This is a genomic window from Kribbella sp. NPDC004875 (genome assembly GCF_042873375.1).
GTDB lineage: Bacteria > Actinomycetota > Actinomycetes > Propionibacteriales > Kribbellaceae > Kribbella.
Genome location: NZ_JBIALI010000002.1, coordinates 1,058,953 through 1,077,964, shown reverse-complemented (window position 1 = coordinate 1,077,964; position 19,012 = coordinate 1,058,953). Strand labels below are relative to the sequence as shown.

At 67.8% G+C, this 19,012-nt stretch carries 15 protein-coding genes; 2 read left to right on the top strand and 13 right to left on the bottom strand.

Features of this window, described 5'->3' with window-relative positions; all coding sequences use genetic code 11:
* Window positions 1-171: 171 nt before the first annotated feature.
* A complete protein-coding gene (locus ACFYRH_RS16185) occupies window positions 172-1,221 on the top strand; it encodes a LacI family DNA-binding transcriptional regulator (RefSeq protein WP_387774622.1) in 1,050 nt (349 codons plus the stop codon).
* Window positions 1,222-1,276: 55 nt separating this feature from the next.
* Here ACFYRH_RS16185 and ACFYRH_RS16180 read toward each other — a convergent pair whose 3' ends face one another.
* From ACFYRH_RS16180 to ACFYRH_RS16125, 12 genes are all read right to left on the bottom strand, one after another.
* Entirely contained in the window at window positions 1,277-3,358 is a 2,082-nt protein-coding gene (locus ACFYRH_RS16180) for a heavy metal translocating P-type ATPase (protein ID WP_387774619.1), read from the bottom strand.
* The gene (locus tag ACFYRH_RS16175) at window positions 3,351-3,722 is read right to left on the bottom strand and encodes an ArsR/SmtB family transcription factor (RefSeq protein ID WP_387774616.1); all 372 of its coding nucleotides are present in this window, start codon (window positions 3,720-3,722) and stop codon (window positions 3,351-3,353) included. Before ACFYRH_RS16175 ends, ACFYRH_RS16180 begins: the two co-directional genes overlap by 8 nt.
* Window positions 3,723-3,800: 78 nt before the next feature.
* A complete protein-coding gene (locus ACFYRH_RS16170; RefSeq protein WP_387774613.1) occupies window positions 3,801-4,310 on the bottom strand; it encodes an SRPBCC domain-containing protein in 510 nt (169 codons plus the stop codon).
* A gap of 1 nt (window position 4,311) precedes the next feature.
* On the bottom strand, window positions 4,312-4,671 hold the full coding sequence (locus ACFYRH_RS16165; RefSeq protein ID WP_387774610.1) for an ArsR/SmtB family transcription factor: 360 nt from the start codon (window positions 4,669-4,671) through the stop codon (window positions 4,312-4,314).
* 80 nt (window positions 4,672-4,751) lie between these two features.
* Window positions 4,752-5,738, bottom strand: a complete 987-nt coding sequence (locus ACFYRH_RS16160) for a hypothetical protein (protein WP_387774607.1) — start codon at window positions 5,736-5,738, stop codon at window positions 4,752-4,754.
* A gap of 45 nt (window positions 5,739-5,783) precedes the next feature.
* The gene (locus tag ACFYRH_RS16155; RefSeq protein ID WP_387774604.1) at window positions 5,784-6,848 is read right to left on the bottom strand and encodes an alginate lyase family protein; all 1,065 of its coding nucleotides are present in this window, start codon (window positions 6,846-6,848) and stop codon (window positions 5,784-5,786) included.
* On the bottom strand, window positions 6,845-8,473 hold the full coding sequence (locus tag ACFYRH_RS16150; RefSeq protein WP_387774601.1) for an extracellular solute-binding protein: 1,629 nt from the start codon (window positions 8,471-8,473) through the stop codon (window positions 6,845-6,847). The genes ACFYRH_RS16155 and ACFYRH_RS16150 overlap by 4 nt, the downstream gene beginning before the upstream one ends.
* 37 nt (window positions 8,474-8,510) lie before the next feature.
* Complete coding sequence (locus ACFYRH_RS16145; RefSeq protein WP_387774598.1) at window positions 8,511-9,461, bottom strand: carbohydrate ABC transporter permease; 951 nt, start codon at window positions 9,459-9,461, stop codon at window positions 8,511-8,513.
* Window positions 9,458-10,444 carry an ABC transporter permease gene (locus tag ACFYRH_RS16140; RefSeq protein WP_387774595.1) on the bottom strand — a complete coding sequence of 329 codons (987 nt, stop codon included), beginning with the start codon at window positions 10,442-10,444 and terminating at the stop codon, window positions 9,458-9,460. Before ACFYRH_RS16140 ends, ACFYRH_RS16145 begins: the two co-directional genes overlap by 4 nt.
* Window positions 10,444-11,688 (bottom strand): polysaccharide pyruvyl transferase family protein, encoded by a 1,245-nt coding sequence (locus ACFYRH_RS16135; protein ID WP_387774592.1) that lies wholly within the window; start codon window positions 11,686-11,688, stop codon window positions 10,444-10,446. Before ACFYRH_RS16135 ends, ACFYRH_RS16140 begins: the two co-directional genes overlap by 1 nt.
* Before the next feature lie 140 nt (window positions 11,689-11,828).
* Window positions 11,829-12,842 (bottom strand): LacI family DNA-binding transcriptional regulator, encoded by a 1,014-nt coding sequence (locus ACFYRH_RS16130; RefSeq protein ID WP_387774589.1) that lies wholly within the window; start codon window positions 12,840-12,842, stop codon window positions 11,829-11,831.
* Window positions 12,843-12,935: 93 nt separating this feature from the next.
* Complete coding sequence (locus ACFYRH_RS16125) at window positions 12,936-16,424, bottom strand: alginate lyase family protein (protein ID WP_387774586.1); 3,489 nt, start codon at window positions 16,422-16,424, stop codon at window positions 12,936-12,938.
* Between the two features lie 211 nt (window positions 16,425-16,635).
* Here ACFYRH_RS16125 and ACFYRH_RS16120 point away from each other — a divergent pair, with 211 nt between their 5' ends.
* On the top strand, window positions 16,636-17,637 hold the full coding sequence (locus tag ACFYRH_RS16120; RefSeq protein ID WP_387774583.1) for a LacI family DNA-binding transcriptional regulator: 1,002 nt from the start codon (window positions 16,636-16,638) through the stop codon (window positions 17,635-17,637).
* Window positions 17,638-17,670: 33 nt separating this feature from the next.
* Here the strand turns inward: ACFYRH_RS16120 and mraY are convergent, their stop codons facing one another.
* Window positions 17,671-18,756 (bottom strand): phospho-N-acetylmuramoyl-pentapeptide-transferase, encoded by a 1,086-nt coding sequence (mraY, locus tag ACFYRH_RS16115; protein WP_387774580.1) that lies wholly within the window; start codon window positions 18,754-18,756, stop codon window positions 17,671-17,673.
* Window positions 18,757-19,012: the final 256 nt, after the last annotated feature.

The window sequence follows — 19,012 nt, the reverse complement described above, 5'->3', positions numbered from 1 at the left end:
CTGACCGCACCTCTGCGTAGGTGGAGCAGGGAACGAAAGCGCTTTCGCAGGCGTCATCTTGCCCGGGAAGCGCTGTCCCAGCAAGACCTCGTCGCCATCTATTTCTGCCTCACAGAAGAGCTACGCCGTCTTGGACAGCGCTGTCCCGTCCACGCCGATACGATGACGAGCGTGGCGAACGAAGCGAGCGGTACGCCCCGGCTGGCCGATGTGGCCCGCGCTGCCGGGGTGTCGCAGTCCACGGCCTCCCGGGTACTCAACGGCAGCACCCGACAGGTCGCCGGCACGTACCGGGACCGGGTCCTCGCGGCGGCGAAGCAGGTCGGGTACAGCACGAACCTCGCCGCCCAGGCGATGGCGCGGGGCCGCTACCCGGCGGTCGCTCTGGTCGTCGGCGACATCCGCGACCAGTTCTTCGCGCGCATCGCCTTCGGAGCGACCCGCGAGGCGTCCCGGCGCGGCTACGTGCTGAACCTGCTGTCGACCGAAGGCGACGAGTCGCGCGAGCGCGACCTCATCGAGGAACTCCGCCGCCAGCGCCCGGAGGCGCTCGTGCTGGCCCGGAAGCGCGACACGTCCGCACGGGCGGGCTCGGGGCTGATGGAACAGCTGATCGGGTTCCAGCGCGAGAACGGCCGGGTCGTCATCGTCGGGGAACCCGCCGAGCCCGTGATGGCGATCAGGCCGCCGGATGCCGACGGGGGCAAGGCGCTGGCCACCGCTCTCCTCGAACTGGGGTATCGGCGGTTCGTGCTCTTCCTCGCCGACCCCACGATCCCCTCCCAGCGCGATCGGCTCGACGGGTTCCGCGTCGGCCTGTCCGCCGGCGGAGTCGCCTTGCCGGACAGTCAGGTCTACGAGGTCCCGCAGAGCATGGCCGGCGGTGCCGCGGCCGTGAAGGAGTTCCTGGCCGATCGGGGAGACACCGAGATCATCGTCAGCACCGAGGACTCGGTTGCCTGGGGCGCGATCCACGAACTCCAGAGCCGTGGCGTGGCGGTCCCGGACGACCTGGCGATCGCCGGTTACGGCCACCGCGCCTCCAGCCCGATCGGCTACGACGCCGACTGGCTCACCACGGTCCGGTCACCGCTCGAGGAGATGGGCGCGGCCGCCATCAGCGCCGCACTCGATCCACTCGCCGTCGACATCCCGACGCCAACCCCCGAAGTACACCTCGGCCCCAGCACCCCGGCCCGCTACCCGAGTGTCCGCCACTAGCTGCCCCGAGCCTGTCCATGGTGTCGCCATGAGTAGCCAATCGCGCCCCGTCAGCTCAGCCGTGGTTGCAGGTGCACGGGCCGTCTCCGCAGCAACTCGACGACTCCGGCGCCGTAGACTTGCCACCCTCCGAGGCCCCGGGAGCGGCGCTGAGTCGCAGGAGGGACCGGCCGGCCGGAGCCATCACCGGCTCCGGAGCCCGGACCGAGACGTTCTTCGCCTGCGCCGCGCGGAGTGCGAGGCGAACCGGGAGATGCTGCTTCCGGCCGGCTCGAATGCCGTTGCCGATCACTAGTACTTCGGCAAGCTCATGTGACGCGACGACAGCTGCCAGTCCCAGCACGCCGGTCGCGGCCAGGGGAACCAGGGTTACCAGAATCCCACCGGACAGCACCAGGTTCTGGGTGAGGATCCGCCTCGCCGCGCGGGCGTGGGCGATCGCGTCCGGGAGCCGGCGCAGGTCCTCTCCCATCAGCGCCACGTCTGCGGCCTCGATGGCCACATCGCTACCCATCGCGCCCATGGCGATCCCCGCGTCGGCGGTCGCCAGTGCGGGCGCGTCGTTGATGCCGTCACCGATCATCGCGACCGGACCGCGCGCCTTCAACTCGGTGACGATGCGGGCCTTGTCCGCGGGCAGCAACTCGGCGCGAACGTCCTCGATCCCGGCCTGCTCCCCGATCGCGGCCGCTGTGCGGGCGTTGTCGCCGGTCAGCATGACCACCGCGACCCCCTGATTCCGCAGCATCGCGATCGCCTCGGCGACCTCGGGCCGGATCTCGTCGCGGACCGCGACGGCACCCAGCAGCACGCCGTCGTACTCGACCAGCACCACTGTCGCCCCGGCGTCCTGGAGCCGTTCCACATCGGCGGCCAGCGAACCGGCGGCGATGAAACCGGGCTTGCCCAGCCGGGCCGGACGCCCGCCGACCGTTCCCCGGAGTCCATGCCCCGGCAGGGCCTCGACAGCTGTCCCCGGCGTCACGACACCGCCGGCCGCCAGAATCGCGGCAGCCAGCGGATGTTCGCTGCGTGTTTCCAGAGCCGCCGCGACCGACAGCACCTTCGCCTGATCCGCACCAGCCACCGCCACGACCTCGATCACCGACGGCTCGTTGCGGGTCAGCGTCCCGGTCTTGTCGATCGCGACGACCCGGATCATGCCGAGTGCCTCGACCGCGGCACCGCCCTTGAGCAGTACGCCGGCCTTCGACGCGGCGCCGATCGCCGCGACCACCGCCACCGGTACCGACAGCGCGAACGCACACGGCGCCGCCGCCACCAGGACCACCAGCGACCGCTCGATCCACACGCCGGGATCACCCAGCAGACTGCCCAGCACAGCGATCAAAGCGGCCAGCACGAGCACACCAGGAACCATCGGCTTGGCGAACCTCTCGGCCAGCCGCTGACTCGTGCCCTTACGTTCCTGAGCCTCGTGCACGATGTGGACCAGCCGCGCCAGCGAGTTGTCCTCCGACGTGGCTGTCACGGTGATCTCGAGTACGCCGACGCCGTTGACCGTCCCCGCGAACACCTCGGCGCCGGGTCCGACCTCGACCGGAACGGACTCGCCGGTGACCACCGACGTGTCCAGCGAGCTCCGCCCGGACGACACCACGCCGTCGGTCGCGATCCGCTCCCCCGGCTTCACCACGAGTACGTCCCCGAGCCGCAACTCCTCCGGCCCGACCACCACCTCGGCACCGGCGCGCTGGACGGTGGCCGACAACGGCACCAGAGTCAGTAGCGCACGCAAACCATGCTGCGTGCGCGCGACGGCGTACCCCTCGAGACCCTCGGCGACCGAGAACAGGAAGGCGAGCGTCGCCGCCTCGCCGTAGTTGCCCAAGGCAACCGCACCGACCGCGGCCAGCGTCATCAGCAGACCGACGCCGATGCGGCCGCGGAACAGGGCACGCAGCGTGCCGGGCGCGAAAGTGGCCGCGCCGACGACGAGCGCGGCCAACTCGGCAATCCGCGCGGCATCCTCGGGCAGGAAGAGTGCCGCCAGCAGCAGTACGCCGGCCACCGCCGCCGCTTGGAGTTCACGCACCTGCCAGACAGCGGCCGGCGGAGTCGCGGTGGTCTTCTCGTGCGCCGACTCAGCGTCGGTCGCGCAGCACGCGTCAGCCATCCGAGACCTGGTCGGCGCAGTCGTAGTCCTCAGGTCCGCAGACCTCGTCCGCGCCCGCTTCATGGTCGACGAGCAGAACCAGTGCGGCCAGGTCGGCCAACGCGTGCGCGAGTTTCGGATCGGCCAGCTCGTAGCGCACCCGGCGACCGATAGGCACCGTTCGCACCAATCCGCAGCCGCGCAGACAGGCGAGGTGGTTCGACACGTTTCCCCGCGTCATCCCCAGCTGATCGGCCAGGTCCGACGGGAACCCCGGCTCGTTCAGCAACGCCAGCAGCAACCGACGCCGGTTCTCGTCCGCCAGCGCGACGCCGACCCGAGCCAGCGCCGCCGCATCCACCGCGACCGCAAGTCCGTCAGTCATGCGGCAGACGGTACAGCCCATCCTGAATTAAGCCAAGACTGTATCAACCGAATCCACCCCACGCCGCCGTGGACGGGTTCAGCCGACGGCGGCAAACAGCTTGCCGATCGCGTCGAGCAAGCCGGCGGTGCCGGACTCACGCCCGGCCGCCGCGTCCGGGCCCGGACCATGGACACCGTCGAGGTACACGCCCTGCTCGGTGAACGTGAGCCGGGTCCGAGGGCCGCCCACGCCACCGACATCACCGCTGTCACCGGCCGGCTCGAACACGACAGTGGTGATCGACGTCGAGGCATGCGCCCCGTCGAGCCACATGTCGTAGGTGTAGACGATCCGCTCGTTGGGCGTGATGTCGGTATAGGTGGCACGGAACTGCGACAGCGGGCCGCCCTCGCCGTCGTACCCGTCGTCGGTGATGACACCACCGACCCTGAAGTCGTCAGTGCGGTCGGTGTAGATGAAGTCGTCGCTACCGAACCATTGTCGCTTGAGCTCTGGGTCGGCGAAGGCGGCCCACACGCGGCCGACCGCGACCGGGTACTCGCGTTCGAGCACGAATGTGGCGTGGGTCTGGGTGCGATCGGTCACGTCAGTCCTCCGGTGTCGCTTGCTGGTTGGTCAGGTAGTCACCCAGGCGGTCGAGCCGACGTTCCTGCGGGCGGCGCTGAGCCACGATCCAGGCGTTGGCCGGGACCAGTGCGTCGGGCACGAGTTGGTACGTGCGCACCCGGCCGACCTTGTCGGACGAGACGACCCGCGCCTCCTCGAGCACCCGGAGGTGCTGGACAACGCTGGGCAGCGCCATACCGAACGGCTCGGCGAGCTCACTCACCGAGGCCGGCCCACGGACCAACCGGGCGATCATCGCCCTGCGGGTACCGTCCGCCAGTGCCCGGAACATCCGGTCGAGTTCGACCTCACCACCGACCCCGTCCGAACACTTAGGCATATGCCTAAGTATTTACTCCAGACCCAAGATGTCAAGGGCCCGATCATCGACCCCCAGCCGAAGACGTCACCGCAGGGACGTCAACCGCGGTTGTAAGGCTGCACCGCCGCCTTGCTGCCGCCGATCCGCACGTTCCGGAAGTCGGAGCGGAACGTCGCGCCCGGCTGGTAGTCCTTGTACATGCCGAACTTGATCCTGAACTCGTTCTTGAAGGAGTCGTCAGCGCACCTGGAACGCGTCGCGTAGCCGAAGTACTCCTCCCGCTCGAAGAGCTTCTCCTCGACGGTCGTCGCTCCCACTGTCTTGTGGTACACCGCGATACGCCCCTTCGGCGCGCCGTCGTGGTAGGGCTCCACGTTGTACTTGATGACGAAGGAGTGCCACTCGTTGGTGCCGATGCTCTTGGTCGCCAGGGCCTTGTGGTACTCCTCGTCCATACCCGGCTCCTCGCCTCGGCGTACGAACTGGAGGTTGTGCCCGTTTCCGGCCCCGGACTGGATGCGCACGCCGCCGATCGGGTTCGCGGTGCACTGCCACAGCTGCAGCAGGTACGCCCCACTGCCCGTCACGTCGTCGACGCCCGCGGGAATGCGAACGTCGAACCCGACCCACACGTCGGTGTGGAACGGCAGGTCCCATCCCGTTGCCAACTCCGAGCGGTCCCGGAGAGTATTTCCAGCAGCGTCCTTCCAGGTGTTCTTGGCGGGGTCCTCGACGATGGCGCCTTCGTACTCGAAGTCCTTGTCCGTACGGAATGTCAAAGCCCGCGCGTCCGAGGTCCCGGTGATCTGGGGTGCTTGCCCCGCTCCCTGACACTTACCGGGAAACCAGCCGTCCCCCTCTCGGAGGTTGCCGCCGGCGCCCAACGTCGTACTGCACGCTGCGGCGTTCTCGATCGTCCAGGCCTCGCCCGCGATACCCGCCGAGTAGCTGGGCACCGCGGCTGCTGCCGCGCTGGCGGTTCGGGTGTTCGTCACTGCGGCGAAACCGACCGTGGCGCTCAGGGTTACCGCAACGGTGAGAGCCATCGTCTTTCGGGCAAGTCGCCCGGGGGCGGAGATCTGCATCTGTGTCATTCCTTCCGTGGAGGGAAACGCCGGGTTCGCTGATGCTCAGGTCAGGGTGTGTTCGAGGGCTGCGGTCGACGGGATCTCGGGGGCGGGTAGGTCTTGCCGTCGCAGGTTCTCCGCGAACGCCTTGAGGCCCGGGGTCTGGTAGACGGCGGCGGCCTCGTCGGCGAGCCAGAGGGCGGTTCGGTCGAGGTCCGAGGGCTGCCGGGGCCAGATCCATCGGCTGTCGTCGTTGGCGTGGCCGGCCCAGAAGTGGAACGCGTCGCGCAGACTGCCGTGGCCGGGTTCGGCGGGCGCGTTCCAGAGGTCGCGGCCTTCAGCAGTTGCGACTCGACAGCAGACGACGAAGGCTCGTAGACAGTAGATGGTGTAGAGCAACGAGTCGGGACGAGCCAGTTCTCTCGGGAGCGAGCCGCCGACAGCGATGTGGCGCAGCCGGATGCCGAACCGATCGAGGATCCCGGCGAGTGCGCTCCGATCATCCACGAACTGCAGGTAGCGCAGGACCTGCGCGTCCCACCAGACTCCATGGTTGTTGACCATCCGTTCTTCCTGCCGGCCGAGTTCGCTCGACCGCATCCAGTGGGTCAACTCGGCGAACCAGTCCTGCAGGAGCGGGAGGCCTTCGGTGAATCGTCCGGCCCTCACCAGGAGGTCGACGTGATCCAGAAGGTCGGTCAGGAACGTGGCCTCGATCTGCCCGATCGCCGCGCCGTCGTGCTGACCGGGCAGCGCGGCAGCATGAGCGAAGTTGGGGCGCATCGCGGTCGCCGGGTCCAGGAACCAGCGTTCGAGACGTGCCTCCGCGGCGTCGGCGTAGCGTGCCTCGCCGGTTCGGAGGTGAGCTTGCACCAGGGTGTTGACGGCCGCGGCCGTCTGCCGGAACCGCCGCTTGTCGTAGCGATCGCTCCACGCATCCGGGTTTCGCCGGCCGTCGACCCTGATGTACGGCAGACCGTCGGCCGTCTCCGGATTCGGCCAGGAATAGTTGCCGACCGAGTAGTAGTCGTGCGCGTCCCCGGCCCAGTCCGACGGCTCCCGGTCGAGGATGGAATACGGCCGACCTGCCAGGAACTCGTCGGCCTGGGCCACCAGTTGACGGCTCATTTGGGTCCCGCCTCCGAGAAGGCTTGTTCGAACTCGGCCCGGATCTTGTCCCCTCCACCGTTGCGCCACTTGGTCACAGCGGCCTTCCAGCTCGAGACGGGTGCGCGTCCAGCCAGGATGCCGTTCCGCGCATCGGTCAGGTCTTTGCCCAACTGCAGCCCCTTGGCCGCATCGGTTTCGGAGTACAGGCCCTGGGTCGGATCCGGGGCGAGGATCGGCAGCGCGGCTTCCTGGTAGTCGAAGCGGGCCTGGGCGACGTCACGCCTGCCGGGGTCGTAGATGGCCAGGGTCGGTCCGGAGACGTATCCGAACGGGACCAGCCGCAGATTCTGGCCACGCGAGTTCAGGATCGGGTCCTTGCCCTCGAACCTGAACGTCTGACCCTCGATCCCGAAGTTACGCAGCAGGTACTCGGAGGATCCGAACGGCGCGGCGAGCCAATCGAGGACCCGGAGCACCTCGCGGACCCGGTCCGGTTCGGCCTGGGTGACAGCGGTGAACGCCTGCGCCGCACTCCCCCGGGGATGGACGGGCTTGCTCGCCGAGTCGTAGCCGAACATCGGCAATGACCCGAGTTTGAAGCCCGGCACCTCGGCGCCCCACATCTCGTACTTGCTCCAGCCGGCGTACCCGCCGAAGACGATCGGGGTGGTTCCGTTGGTGAACCAGTCGTTGCGTTGGTTGTTGGTGGCAACCAGGCCGTCCGGATGGAAGACCCCGGCGTCGGCCAGCTCACGGGTGTCGGCCAGCGCCTTCTCGTACGCCTCGTGTTCGATGTTGGAGGTGAACTTCCCACCGTCCTCGATCCAGCTGCCGGGGATACCCAGAGAGGCGGTGATCATGGTCAGGGTGCTGCCCGGATCGCCGCAGGCCCAGCGGGACTTGCGCTCGTTGGTCAGCCCCTTCAGCAATGCCTTGAACTCGCCGATGTTCTTGGGCTGTGCGGGTAGTCCGGTACCGGCGACGAGGTCTGAGCGGATCCAGGCGACCGACGGGATCGGTACCCGGGCGATCGGTACTCCCCACAGGGCGTTGCCGTACACGGTCTTGCGCCACGAGTCCGTGGACAGACCCGCCAGGTTCGGATAGTCCTTGACGGCATCGCCCGACAAGTACTCGGTCAAGTCGGTGAACTTTGCCTTCAGCAACGCGGGCAACTGCTGCACCGAACCGTAGATCGACACCAGGTCGGGCAGATCTCCGCCGGCCACGGTGGTCGCGAATCGTTGGGCGTAGTCGGCAGCCGGCGCGTAGGTGATGTCGAGCTTGCCGCCAAGTCGCTTGTCGACCTCCTGCCACAGCGGATTGTCGGACTTGCCGGGCGCCACCGGGTCGAAGGTGTAGGTGAGTGCGGAGATCTGGCCACCCGACAGCGGCGGCTTACCGACCGACGCGACGGGATTCGGCGGGTACTCGAAGTACCCGCTCATGCCGAGCGGGCTTGCGCTCTTCAGCGCGGGTTCGACGCTCCCGGCCTGGGCGAACGCCGGGAGAATGTCCGCTCCGATGCGGCCGGAGGTTCCCGCCGTCGTCTTGGCGGAGCAGCCGAGAGCCGATCCGGCGGCACCGGCGACGGCTGCCGCGGACAGCCCTTTGAGCAACGTACGGCGCGAAAACGCATCCATGGTTACGGTTCCCTCCTCAGGGTGGGCGTCCGGTCGATCAGCCTTTGACGGCGCCGATCAGAAGTCCCTTGCTGAAGTGCTTCTGGATGAACGGGTAGATGATCAGGATCGGGATCACGGACATGACGAGAATCGCCATCTGGATCGATGCCTGCGGCGGCAGTGACTCGGTCGACGCCGAGAGCTCGTCCGTGCCGAGCGGCGTCTGGTTCACGACGAACGTTCGCAGCACCAGCTGCAACGGCCACTTCTCCGGAGACGGCAGGTAGAGCAGGGCAGCGAAGAACGCGTTCCAGTAGGCGACGGCGTAGAACAGGCCGACCACCGCGACTACGGCCTTCGAGAGTGGCAGCACGATGGAGGTGAGGATCCGGAGTTCGCCGGCGCCGTCGAGCTTCGCCGACTCGGTCAGCTCATCGGGAAGCTCGAGGAAGAAGGACCGCATCACGATCACGTTGAAGGCGTTGACCACCACCGGCAGGATCAACGCCGCCAGGTTGTCGATCAGGCCGAGCTGCTTGACGATCAGGTACATCGGGATCATGCCCGGATTGAACAAGAGCGTGAACAGCGTCATCAGCAGGATCGGCTTGTGCAACAGCGATCCCGGCCGCGACAGGGCGTACGCGAGCATGATGGTGCAGGCCAGCGACAGGACAGTGCCGACAGCGGTGACCGCGACCGACACGGTGAGGGCCCGCGTCACCACTCCTCCCGACAGAACGGCGCGGTACGCCGCGAGCGACGGCTCGCTGGTGAAGAGGACAAGTCCACCGCGCGCGCTGATGTCGCGTTGCGGCGCCAGACTCGTCATCACGACGGCGACGAACGGGACGATCACCGCGAGGCAGGCGACGGTCAGCAGTACACCGCGTGCCGCGGTCGCCCACCGCGGTTGCCGTCCCATCCAGGCCGGCCGATCGTCCGAGGCCGGTTGACGGTTGCGCCGAGCCCGGCGTTCAGCGGTGGTCTCCAGCAGTCCGGTCATTTCGAGTACACCCCCCGCTCCCCCATGGCGTGGGCGAGCCGGTTCGCCCCGAGTACGAGAATCACGCCGACGGCGCCCTTCACCAGGCCGACCGCGGCCGACACACCCCAGTTCCCGCCGATGATCCCGTTGTTGTAGACGTAGGTGTCGAGCACTTCGGAAGCCTGCGCGCCGACCGGACCCTGCTGCAGGAGGATCTGCTCGAAACCGACCGTGAGCGAGTCACCCAGCCGCAGGATCAGCAGCAGTACGATCACCGGCCGGATCGCGGGCAGCGTGACGTGCCACAGTTGCCGAAGCGGGCCGGCCCGGTCGATCGCCGCCGCCTCGTACAGGTTCAGGTCGACCTTGGACAGAGCGGCCAGGAAGATGATGGTCGACCATCCGGTGTCCTTCCAGATCACCTGCGACGTGATCAGCAGTTTGAACAGCTCCGGTACGCCGATGATGTGGAAGGTGCCCAGGTCCGCTGAACGCAGCCACTCGTTGAGCATTCCGCCGTTGCCGAACATCTGCTGGAACAACGCCACGACGATGACCCAGGACAGGAAGTGCGGCAGGTAGAGGATCGACTGCGTCAGCCGCTTGGCTCGTTCGTTCAGCATCGTGTTGAGGACCAGGGCCAGCGCGATCGGCAACGGGAACACGAACAGCACCTGGACGATCGTGATGACCAAGGTGTTGACGAGCGCGTTCAGGAACTCCGGGTCCCCGTTGAAGATGACCGAGAAGTTGCTCAGGCCAACGAAATCCGATCCGCTGATGCCGAGGAACGGCTGGTAGTCCTGGAAGGCGATCACGTTGCCCAGCAGCGGCAGGTAGTGGAACACCACCAGGACGATCACTCCTGGCACCGCGAGCACGAGCAGCACCCGGTCCCGGTGCCATCGGGTCGCCAACTGCCCGCGGACGCGAGTCCGGCGGGCGGCAGGTGCGCCGGGATCCGCGCCGGTCCGCGGCCGCATCTTGATCCCCGACGACATCAGTGGATCCTGCTGCCGACCGCTGCGACGGCGGCCTGGACCATCCCACGTACGCGCTCCTGCGCGCCGTCCCGCGTCTCCTGGACGCGTTCGGCCGCGGCCGGCCGATCGTCGACGATCTTCTGCAGGAGTTGCCCGGCCGCAGCGTCGGCCCCGGGTCCCAGTTCGACGAAGGGCATCCCGAGATCGTTGTACATCTCGCCCTTGATCGTGTCGGTCGGCTGACGCAGGTAGATCGACGGAATACCTTCCGCCAGCGCGATCAGCGGTGAGTGGCACTCCATGCTCACGACCGCGCCGGCCCGCCGGTACACCGCGGCCGCCTCGGTCAGATCCCAGAACCGCGGCAGGATGTGGACCTCGTCAGCCACGTCGGCAGGGAAGGTCCCCGCGAACTCGGTCTCGGCGAGTTCCATCGCGTAGCTCATCTCCGGCACGACGATCGCCGGCTCGCCAGTGGCTCGAACCCAGCCGATCACGGTCTGCCGCAGAACGTCCAAGTCGGACTTCAGATAGCCCGCGTTGTAGGCCGTCCGGCGAACGTCCTCGGCCGCGGGCGGGTAGTTCCGGATCTGGTGGTACGGCGTGAAACGCAGCCGCGGTACGACGCAGAGAAAACGTCCGGGATACAGCCCGTACTCCGCGAGGACGGCCTGACCGTCGCCGTCGTCGACCACGTCGAACATCACGGTGGCGTCCGGACCGAACGCGATCGTGGGTGCCCCGAGGCCCTGGCCGGCCAGGAATCGCTCGGTCAACGAGTCCCGGCAATAGACGAACGCGGCTGTGTCGAGCACCTCGCGCTCGAGTTCGGTGAGCAGGTCACCGTCGATCGCGCTGACCATGCTCGCCGCCCGCGCCAGCGTCGAGCCGTACGGCCGGAGCGGATCTACTGTCACCCCGAAAATGCCGTGCGGCTTTCCGGTCCGCCGATGCCACTCGGCGACCTCCACCCTGGCGACGAGCGACGGCCCCGACCCATGGACCAAAAGGTCGCCTTCGGCAAACAACCGCTCCAGCTCCGGACTGAGCGGTTCACCGGGCACGACCCGGTCCTCGACGATCTCGACATCCGGAAAGTAGCGGCCGAGCATCCGCCGTACGCCCTCGTCGATGCTGCGGGCCCACAGCGTCAGCTTCACTTCCGGTGCGTAGCGCTGAAAGGCCCGGAGCGCGCCTGGCGTATGGGCGACGTCGCCGATGTTGACGGTTTGCCAGCCGGAGACGAGAACGACGTGAACCATAAGGGATTCCTGTCCAGCCCATCCCGAGCAGCGGTGGGCTTACGGTCGATTCGGAGCTACGGCGAGCATCATGCCGGTGATTCATCGGTTAATCAAGACGTCGCGACTGCGTGCACGGTGACCTCTCGGCAGGTGGGCGCTCAGCCCGTGTACGGAGCTGTCGATCCTCGATCGATCAGCTTCGGCGCCGGACGCGTCACCGAAGCCGACTCGACGCGGCGGCCGTCGATCATCCGCCGCAGCGTCGTATAGGCGCGCATTCCGGCTTGCTGCACAGGCATCCGGACCGTGCTCGGTGCCGGCCGCATGGCGTCGGCGATGGGCAGATCCTGGTACACGACGATCGACACATCGGCGGGAATCCGCAGGCCGAGATCGACGACCGCAGCGATCGCTCCCGGTGCCGCGACGAGGTTGTCGATGATCAGCGCGGACGGTGGCCGGGCCGAGGTCAGGAGCTCTCGTGTCGCGGCCGTCAGGTCCTGCGGCTCGTAGCCGACCTGCTTGATCAGCGACCGGTCGAAGCGCACACCGGCCGCCCGCAAGGCCGAGCGGTAGCCGTCGACCCGCGCGCTACTGGCGATCGGGACGACGGGGCCACCGACCAGTGCGATGCGGCGGTGCCCGAGACCCAGCAGGTGCGTCGTGGCCAGACCGATTCCGGCCGCGTCGTCGATCCAGACCGACACGGAGCCGTCCGGTCGCGGGTTCTGCAGGATCACGTACGGGATCGACCGCTTGGTGAGCTCCTCTGCGGTCTCGGTCCCCCATTGGGTGGACCGCAGCAACACCCCGTCGACCATGCCCGTGCCGACGATCCGGCTCATCAGGTGGCTGCCCGGCTCGATCCACAGCGCGTCGGCCAGCAGCAGCACGTCGCCGTGTTCCTCGGCGGCCGCATGCATGCCACGAATCGCCAGCTCGAAGACCGGGTTCGCGATCTTCGGCACCACTGCCGCGATCACTCCTGATTTGGACAGTCTCAGCGACTGCGCGGCGTGGTTGACGCGATAACCCGTGTCCTGGATCGCCTGCTCGACACGCAGCCGGGTCGCCTCGCTCATCCGGATGTTGCCGCGAGCCCCCGAGATCACCGCGGAGACCACGGCCGTGGACACGCCGGCCCGCTTCGCAACGTCCTTGATCGTGGTCATGCCGCCAGCGTAACGAAGTCAACGCCGGCAAGCCCCGCCCGCGACGGTCCGTCGCGGGCTTCACCTGAGCACGGGCTCAGCCCGGAGGCTTCGTCACTGTGGACCTGGCCGCCGGCCTGCGCCGGGACCATCCGGATGGACGCGCTGTCGCCCGCAGGAGCGTGCGACAGTGACGTTCTCGAACGTGCTCTCCGTGGATGCGTAGAGCCCGACGCCGCCGTTGCGGACAACGGTGTCGCGCTCCTCAAGGATCTGGACGCCGTTCAACGTCACGGTTACACGGTCACCGTGGATCGCTGCACCGAGTTCGACGGGACCTGTCAACGGGTTGCTGAGGGATACCGTGCCCACCGTGACCGGACCCGACGCGTGCGCTTCGCGGACGATACTCGCGTACTGCGTTCTGTTGCTCGTCTTGCCGAGATGGATCCGGTACCCGTAGGACTCCGAGGTGTCTCGCAGCGAGATGCCCGCGGTGCCGACGGACCCATTGATCGTGACTGTCGCGTGCGCGGCGAAGTCGCACGTCTCGGAGAACCGTGACGGCAGCGTCGAGTCGGCCAGGACGTGGGCCCTGCCATCGGTAGGCGTGAGCTTCAACTGACCCGCGTCGACGGACGCCTTTCCTGCGATACCCCGCCAATTGGCCTGGTCGAGCCCTTCCTTGATCGTGATGTTGTCAAAGGCCGCGGCCCGGCCATTCGTGAAGGCTGCTGCACCACCCGTGGGCAATTGCGTGTCGTCCGCGGAGATCGACGTGTTGCCGACTGTGGCGATCAGATGCTTCCCGACCGCGGAGACGGTCAGCGTGTGCGCGCTGTCCGCGTTGATGGGCAGCTCCGTCTCCGCGAGAAGCGTCGACGTGGCGTTGTAGACCTTCACGAGCTGCAGCTTCGAGCCGCCCGACGTAGTGAGGACATCGGCCCGGTAGTAGTTGCGGGAATCGTGGTAGCGGAACGCGAGACCAGTCGCTGCCGTCGTCTGGTTCCGTGTCCCCGGGACGATGTCTGCAGTCACGATCACGTCATCCGGTACGTCCTGCTGCACCGCCAACGACTGCGTGTCCGCACTCGAGGTCTGAACCAGTTGCTTGTCAGGCTGCGAGCCGCCCAGCGTCCACGTCCCCTGCACTGGTGTCCAACCGTCAAGAGAGCCGTCGAAGTCATAGGCGGTGCTGTCCAGGCTCGCGTCGGTGAACTCCTCGTTGAGCAGCGGCTTCGGGGCGAAGGCCGCCGTGGCCGAGACGGTGACGAGGTCGCCGGTGCGGGTGAACGCAGTCGGGGTGCCGTTGATCTTCACAGCGCGTGCCTTCGGGGCGTTGATCGAGAGGGTGCCGGTGAAGGGATCCCCGAGCGAGATCTGGGCGGTAGCGCCCTGCAGTTCCACGCTGACGTCGGACACGACTCCGGAGGCCTTGATGACGGTATCTCCCGCGTCGACCAGCGACGATCCCCCGGTCAGCGCGTACCGCGTCAGCCCGCCCCCCTTGTCGGCACGCTCGAGGTACGCGGTCTCGGCGTTCGTCGCGGCGGCCCCGAACTGCCTCGACGAGGGAACCGCCTCGCGCGACAGGTAGAAGCGGCCGGTCGCCCTCGGCAGGTCGATCTCCATCGCGCTGGCCACGGGGTGATCCACCTGCGGCAGATCGATGCGCGACGCCTTCACCGAGGGCGCGGCGCCGGCCTTGCCGGGCACCACGACCGTGTCCACTCCGGTCGCGCCGGTGGCCGACCAGTCGTACGACAGGTAGTCGACGTCGGTGAGAACCTGCTCGCCGACACGCACGGCGCCGTTCTTGTGGACGCTCGACGTGAGATCGGTGCCGGGTTCGGCCACGGGGACGAGTTGCACGCCGGCAACCGGTGCGGCGCCGGGCACGGTGTCGAACCCGACCGTGGCGACCTTCGTCTCGGGGTCGACGGTGACCGGATCGCCAGGGAAGTGCCAGAGCTGCCGGTAGTCGTGGGCGCCGGCGTCACCCGTGAGGTCGTCGGAGACGATCCAGAAGCCGGGCTTGACGAAGTAGACGACGCGATCGTGCGCGATCGGCCGGTAGGCCTGGGTCTTGCCACGGTAGATATCGAGGCCACCGTTCGAGCGCCACAACGACGTCGAGCGGGGCAGGCCGGCGGGCTGCGGTTGTCCGTCGACCTCGACGGTGTTGTGCGCCTCGGTCGTGCGGCGCATCCAGTCGTTCGTCGGGGTCGCGCTGTAGTCCCCCGCTCCGGGGTCGACGATCAGCGGACGCCCGTACGCCGCCATCACCAGGCTGAGGTCGTCGGGATGCCGATGGGAGGCCGTATAGCTGGAGTTCTGGTTGTTGATCAGCATGTACCGGGCATCGGCGTCCCACCCGGACCGCTGGACCGCATAGCTGATCGGAAACACCGTGGACGACAGCGTCGGGACGGTCCCCTCGGTGCGCCCGGAGGCGACCCAGGTGAAGTCGGACCAGGAGTTACGCTCACCGGTCTTCCGGATCGCGCTCTCGCCCGCGTCCGTGTTCGGAGAATCACCGACCAGCGCGGTCTCCAGATTCGGCTGTCGGGTCGCGAACAGCGCATCCGCGATCCAGTCCGCCGACCGAACAATCCCGTCGGGAAGGGTTCGCCCGTTGACATCCGCTACTTGGATCATCGTGTTGATCAGATCCGCCACGTAGGCCTGGTAGTTGAACGTCGGCTCGCGGTACACGCCGTCGCCCTTCACCCAGGCGCGCAGGAACCGCTCGACCGAGCGCACCACGAACGGCTCCCAGACGAAGGACGCCTTGAACTCGGGCAGATAGACCGCCGAGACATAGATCGCGCGGGCCATCGAGACGTACCAGTTGTTTCCGACATGGATCTGCAGCACATTCGCGAGGAGCTCCGTGGTCGCGTGCACGCCGGACAGGTACGCCACGAGGTCGTTCGCGTCGATGCTCGGCTCCGTCCGGAACACGGAGAACGCGCTGACGAGCTGGGCCAGCCGCTTGCCGCCCGAGAGGTTGCGGTTCTGCGGCCAGCTCGGATTGTCGGCGAAGAAGTCCAGCGAGATGTCCATCCACGCCGACGCGTACGCCGCACGCTTCTGCGGATCGCTCTCCTTCAGATAAGCGCTCGTCAGCGTCGGCATGAACGTGAAGTCGCTCATCAGAACCTGTGCGCTCCCTGGGATGGTCTCCGTCCCGCCCCAGAGGTCCGCCCAGTCCACGTCGATCCGCTGCGCGGTGTCGTCGTGGAAGTCACGGGTCACGGTGCCGAACCGGAAGACCCCCGCAGCCAATTCGTCGGCGGTCGCGTCGCCGCCTCCTTCCCCACCGGTGCCCGGGTATTCGATGCCCGAGCGGCCCGCGTAGTACGTCTTGAGCTCGGCCGCGGCGCCCGCCTCATCGCCGGCGGCAAGCTCCGCCGCGACGCGGGCGAGCCCCGGACGCGTCAGGTCGAGCAGCTCACCGAGATCCGACATGCCGGTGGTAGCGGCCCGGGCCGGCGACAGACCCGTCGCCAGGCCCGTCGCCAGCAGAGTCACCGCGACTGTCGTCGCCGCCCCCGCACGGCCGCGGCGGCGAGTGCTCCGCCGAAGAAGTCTTCGTTGCATCCCATCTCCTCATGACACGTGAGAGTTCCTGCTGAGTCCTTCGACTGCGCCCACCCGTGCGCAAGCAACCCCACGGTTCGCGCAGAGCGGTCCAGGGGTACGCGCGGTTGACTGGCCTCGTCCCGAGCCGGGGCCCTTAGGTGACGTATCGTTAATTCACCGTAGATTTGATTGCGACGTTACGTCAACGGTTCGAGGGAGACAGGCAAGCGTGACAACGCAACGGGACATCGCCCGCACAGCGGGGGTATCGGTCGCAGTCGTGTCGGCCGTGCTCAACGGCACGACCCACACCCGGATGAGCGAGGCCACCCGGGCGCGGGTCATCCAGGCCATGGAGAACCTCGACTACCAGCCCAACCAGGCGGCCCGGTCCCTGCGGCTCAACCGCACCGGCATGATCGCGCTGATCCTGAACAAGCTCGACAATCCCGTCTACGCCGACCTGCTGCGCGGTGTCTACGCGGCCGCGGCCGAGCACGGCGGGACCGTCCTGCTCGGCGACGCCGAGACGTTGCGCTCAGGCAGCCAGTTCGTCACCCGGCTGCTCAGCCAGGGCACCGTTGACGGCATCCTGATCCGGGACAATCGGCTGTACGACGACGACGTGATGGCCGAGCTTCGCTCCCATCCCAAGCCGATCCTCAGCCTGGACTACGCCCAGGACCAGCCCTGGGTCGGCATCGACGACTGCCGCGCGGGCGAGATCGCGACCCGATTCCTGCTCAACCTGCACCATCGCCGGATCGTCTTCATCGGCGGGGCGACCGGACACGCTTTCCAGCAGCGCTACCGCGGGTATCAGCAGGAGATGCAGCAGGCCGGGCTGGAGCCGGCGCCGCACCTGGCCACCGGGTTCGGTGAGCAGGCCGGCGCCGACGGGCTGCGGCAAGCGCTGCAGCTGCCGGCCGCGCCGACGGCGGTCGTGGTGAACAACATCATGAGCGCCGTCGGGGTACTGGCCGCCGCCCAGGACCTCGGCATCGCCGTACCCGACCGGCTGTCTGTCGTCGGGATCCACGACGTCGGCCTGATGGAACACCTGCGCCCCGCCGTGACCGCCGTCCGGATGCCCATGTACGAGCTCGGCTGGGCCGGCGTCCACGGCCTCTACGAGCTGATGGCCGGACGCGCCTACACCGGCGGCATCATCGCCGGCCCCGAGCCGGAACTCATCGTCCGCGACTCGGCAACGGCGCTGGAGATGACGTGACGATATGTCATCTGCGTGCCCGCTAGCGCCCGCTCAGGTCAGCCAGCTGGCGTAGAAGATTCCCAGGCCGAGGGCGACGAAGATGCCGGCGACGATCCAGAAGCGGATCACCACGGTCACCTCGTCCCATCCCGCGTGTTCGAAGTGGTGATGGATGGGGGTGATGCGGAAGAGCCGGCGCCCCGTTCCGGTGAGGCGCCTGGTCAGCTTGAAGCCGGTCATCTGCGTGATGACGGACAAGGTCTCGAGGACGAACAGACCGGCGATGACGGCCATCAGCAGTTCGGTGCGGGACATGATGGCCAACCCCGCCAACGCGCCGCCGATCGCCAGGGACCCGACGTCGCCCATGATGATCCGCGCGGGTTTGGCGTTCCACCAGAGAAAGCCGACGCAGGCCGCGGCGATCGCGGCGGAGAAGACCGCGAGATCGAGAGGGTCGCGCACCTGGTAGCACTGGGACTCCACGACGTGCGCGCGCGTGGAGTGGCAGAGCTGGTTGTTCTGCCAGATGTTCACGATGGTGTACGCGCCGAAGATCAGCGCCGCTGAGCCGGGGAGCAGCCCGTCCGCGCCGTCAGTCAGGTTCGCCCCGTTGGAGGTCGCGGCGACGAGGAACCAGATCAGCAGCAGTACGACGACCAGGGGCAGCTTGACTCCCCAGTCGTGAGTGGTGGAGAGGTACTGCGAGGCCGGTCGGACGCCGCGCTCATCGGCGAAGAACTGCGTGGCCAGGATCCCGAAGACCAGCGCGATGAGAGTCTGACCCGCCATCTTGGCCCGGCCGCTCAGGCCCCGGTTGTCCTGGGTGTAGACCTTGATGAAGTCGTCGAGGAACCCGATCGCGCCGCAGCCGAGGAACAGCACCATCAGAAGCCAAGCACTGGCGCTCGGCCATCCGTGGGTCACGAGCCTGGTCACCAGGTAGGCCGCGGTGGCACTCAGCAGGATGACGAGACCGCCCATGGTCGGCGTACCCCGTTTGACCTCGTGTGTCGTCGGTCCGTCCCGCCTGATCGGCTGGCCGAAGCCGTGCCGGGAGAACCAGCCGACCGCGACCCGAGTCCCCAGCAGCGAGCAGACCACGGCAAGCGTGCCGCTCAGCAGTATTGCCCTCACAACGTCGGCCCCCTCGGCGCTTCGGGTGATCGATCCCCTTGCGGTAGGGGCGTCTCGCCGCCCGTCCGGGCCCCAGGCAAGCCGACCAAACATATCCGAGCCCGGCGTCAGCGCCTCATCCGGGCGATAGCCCGCAGGTCGGAGATCCGCATGAAACCGACTGTGCCGAGTCGAAACCACCTGGTTTTGTGATCCGCGCCCGGGGGCTTGGCTCCTACAGTCGAGAGCGATCCCCACCGCCCAGGTGCCGGCCACA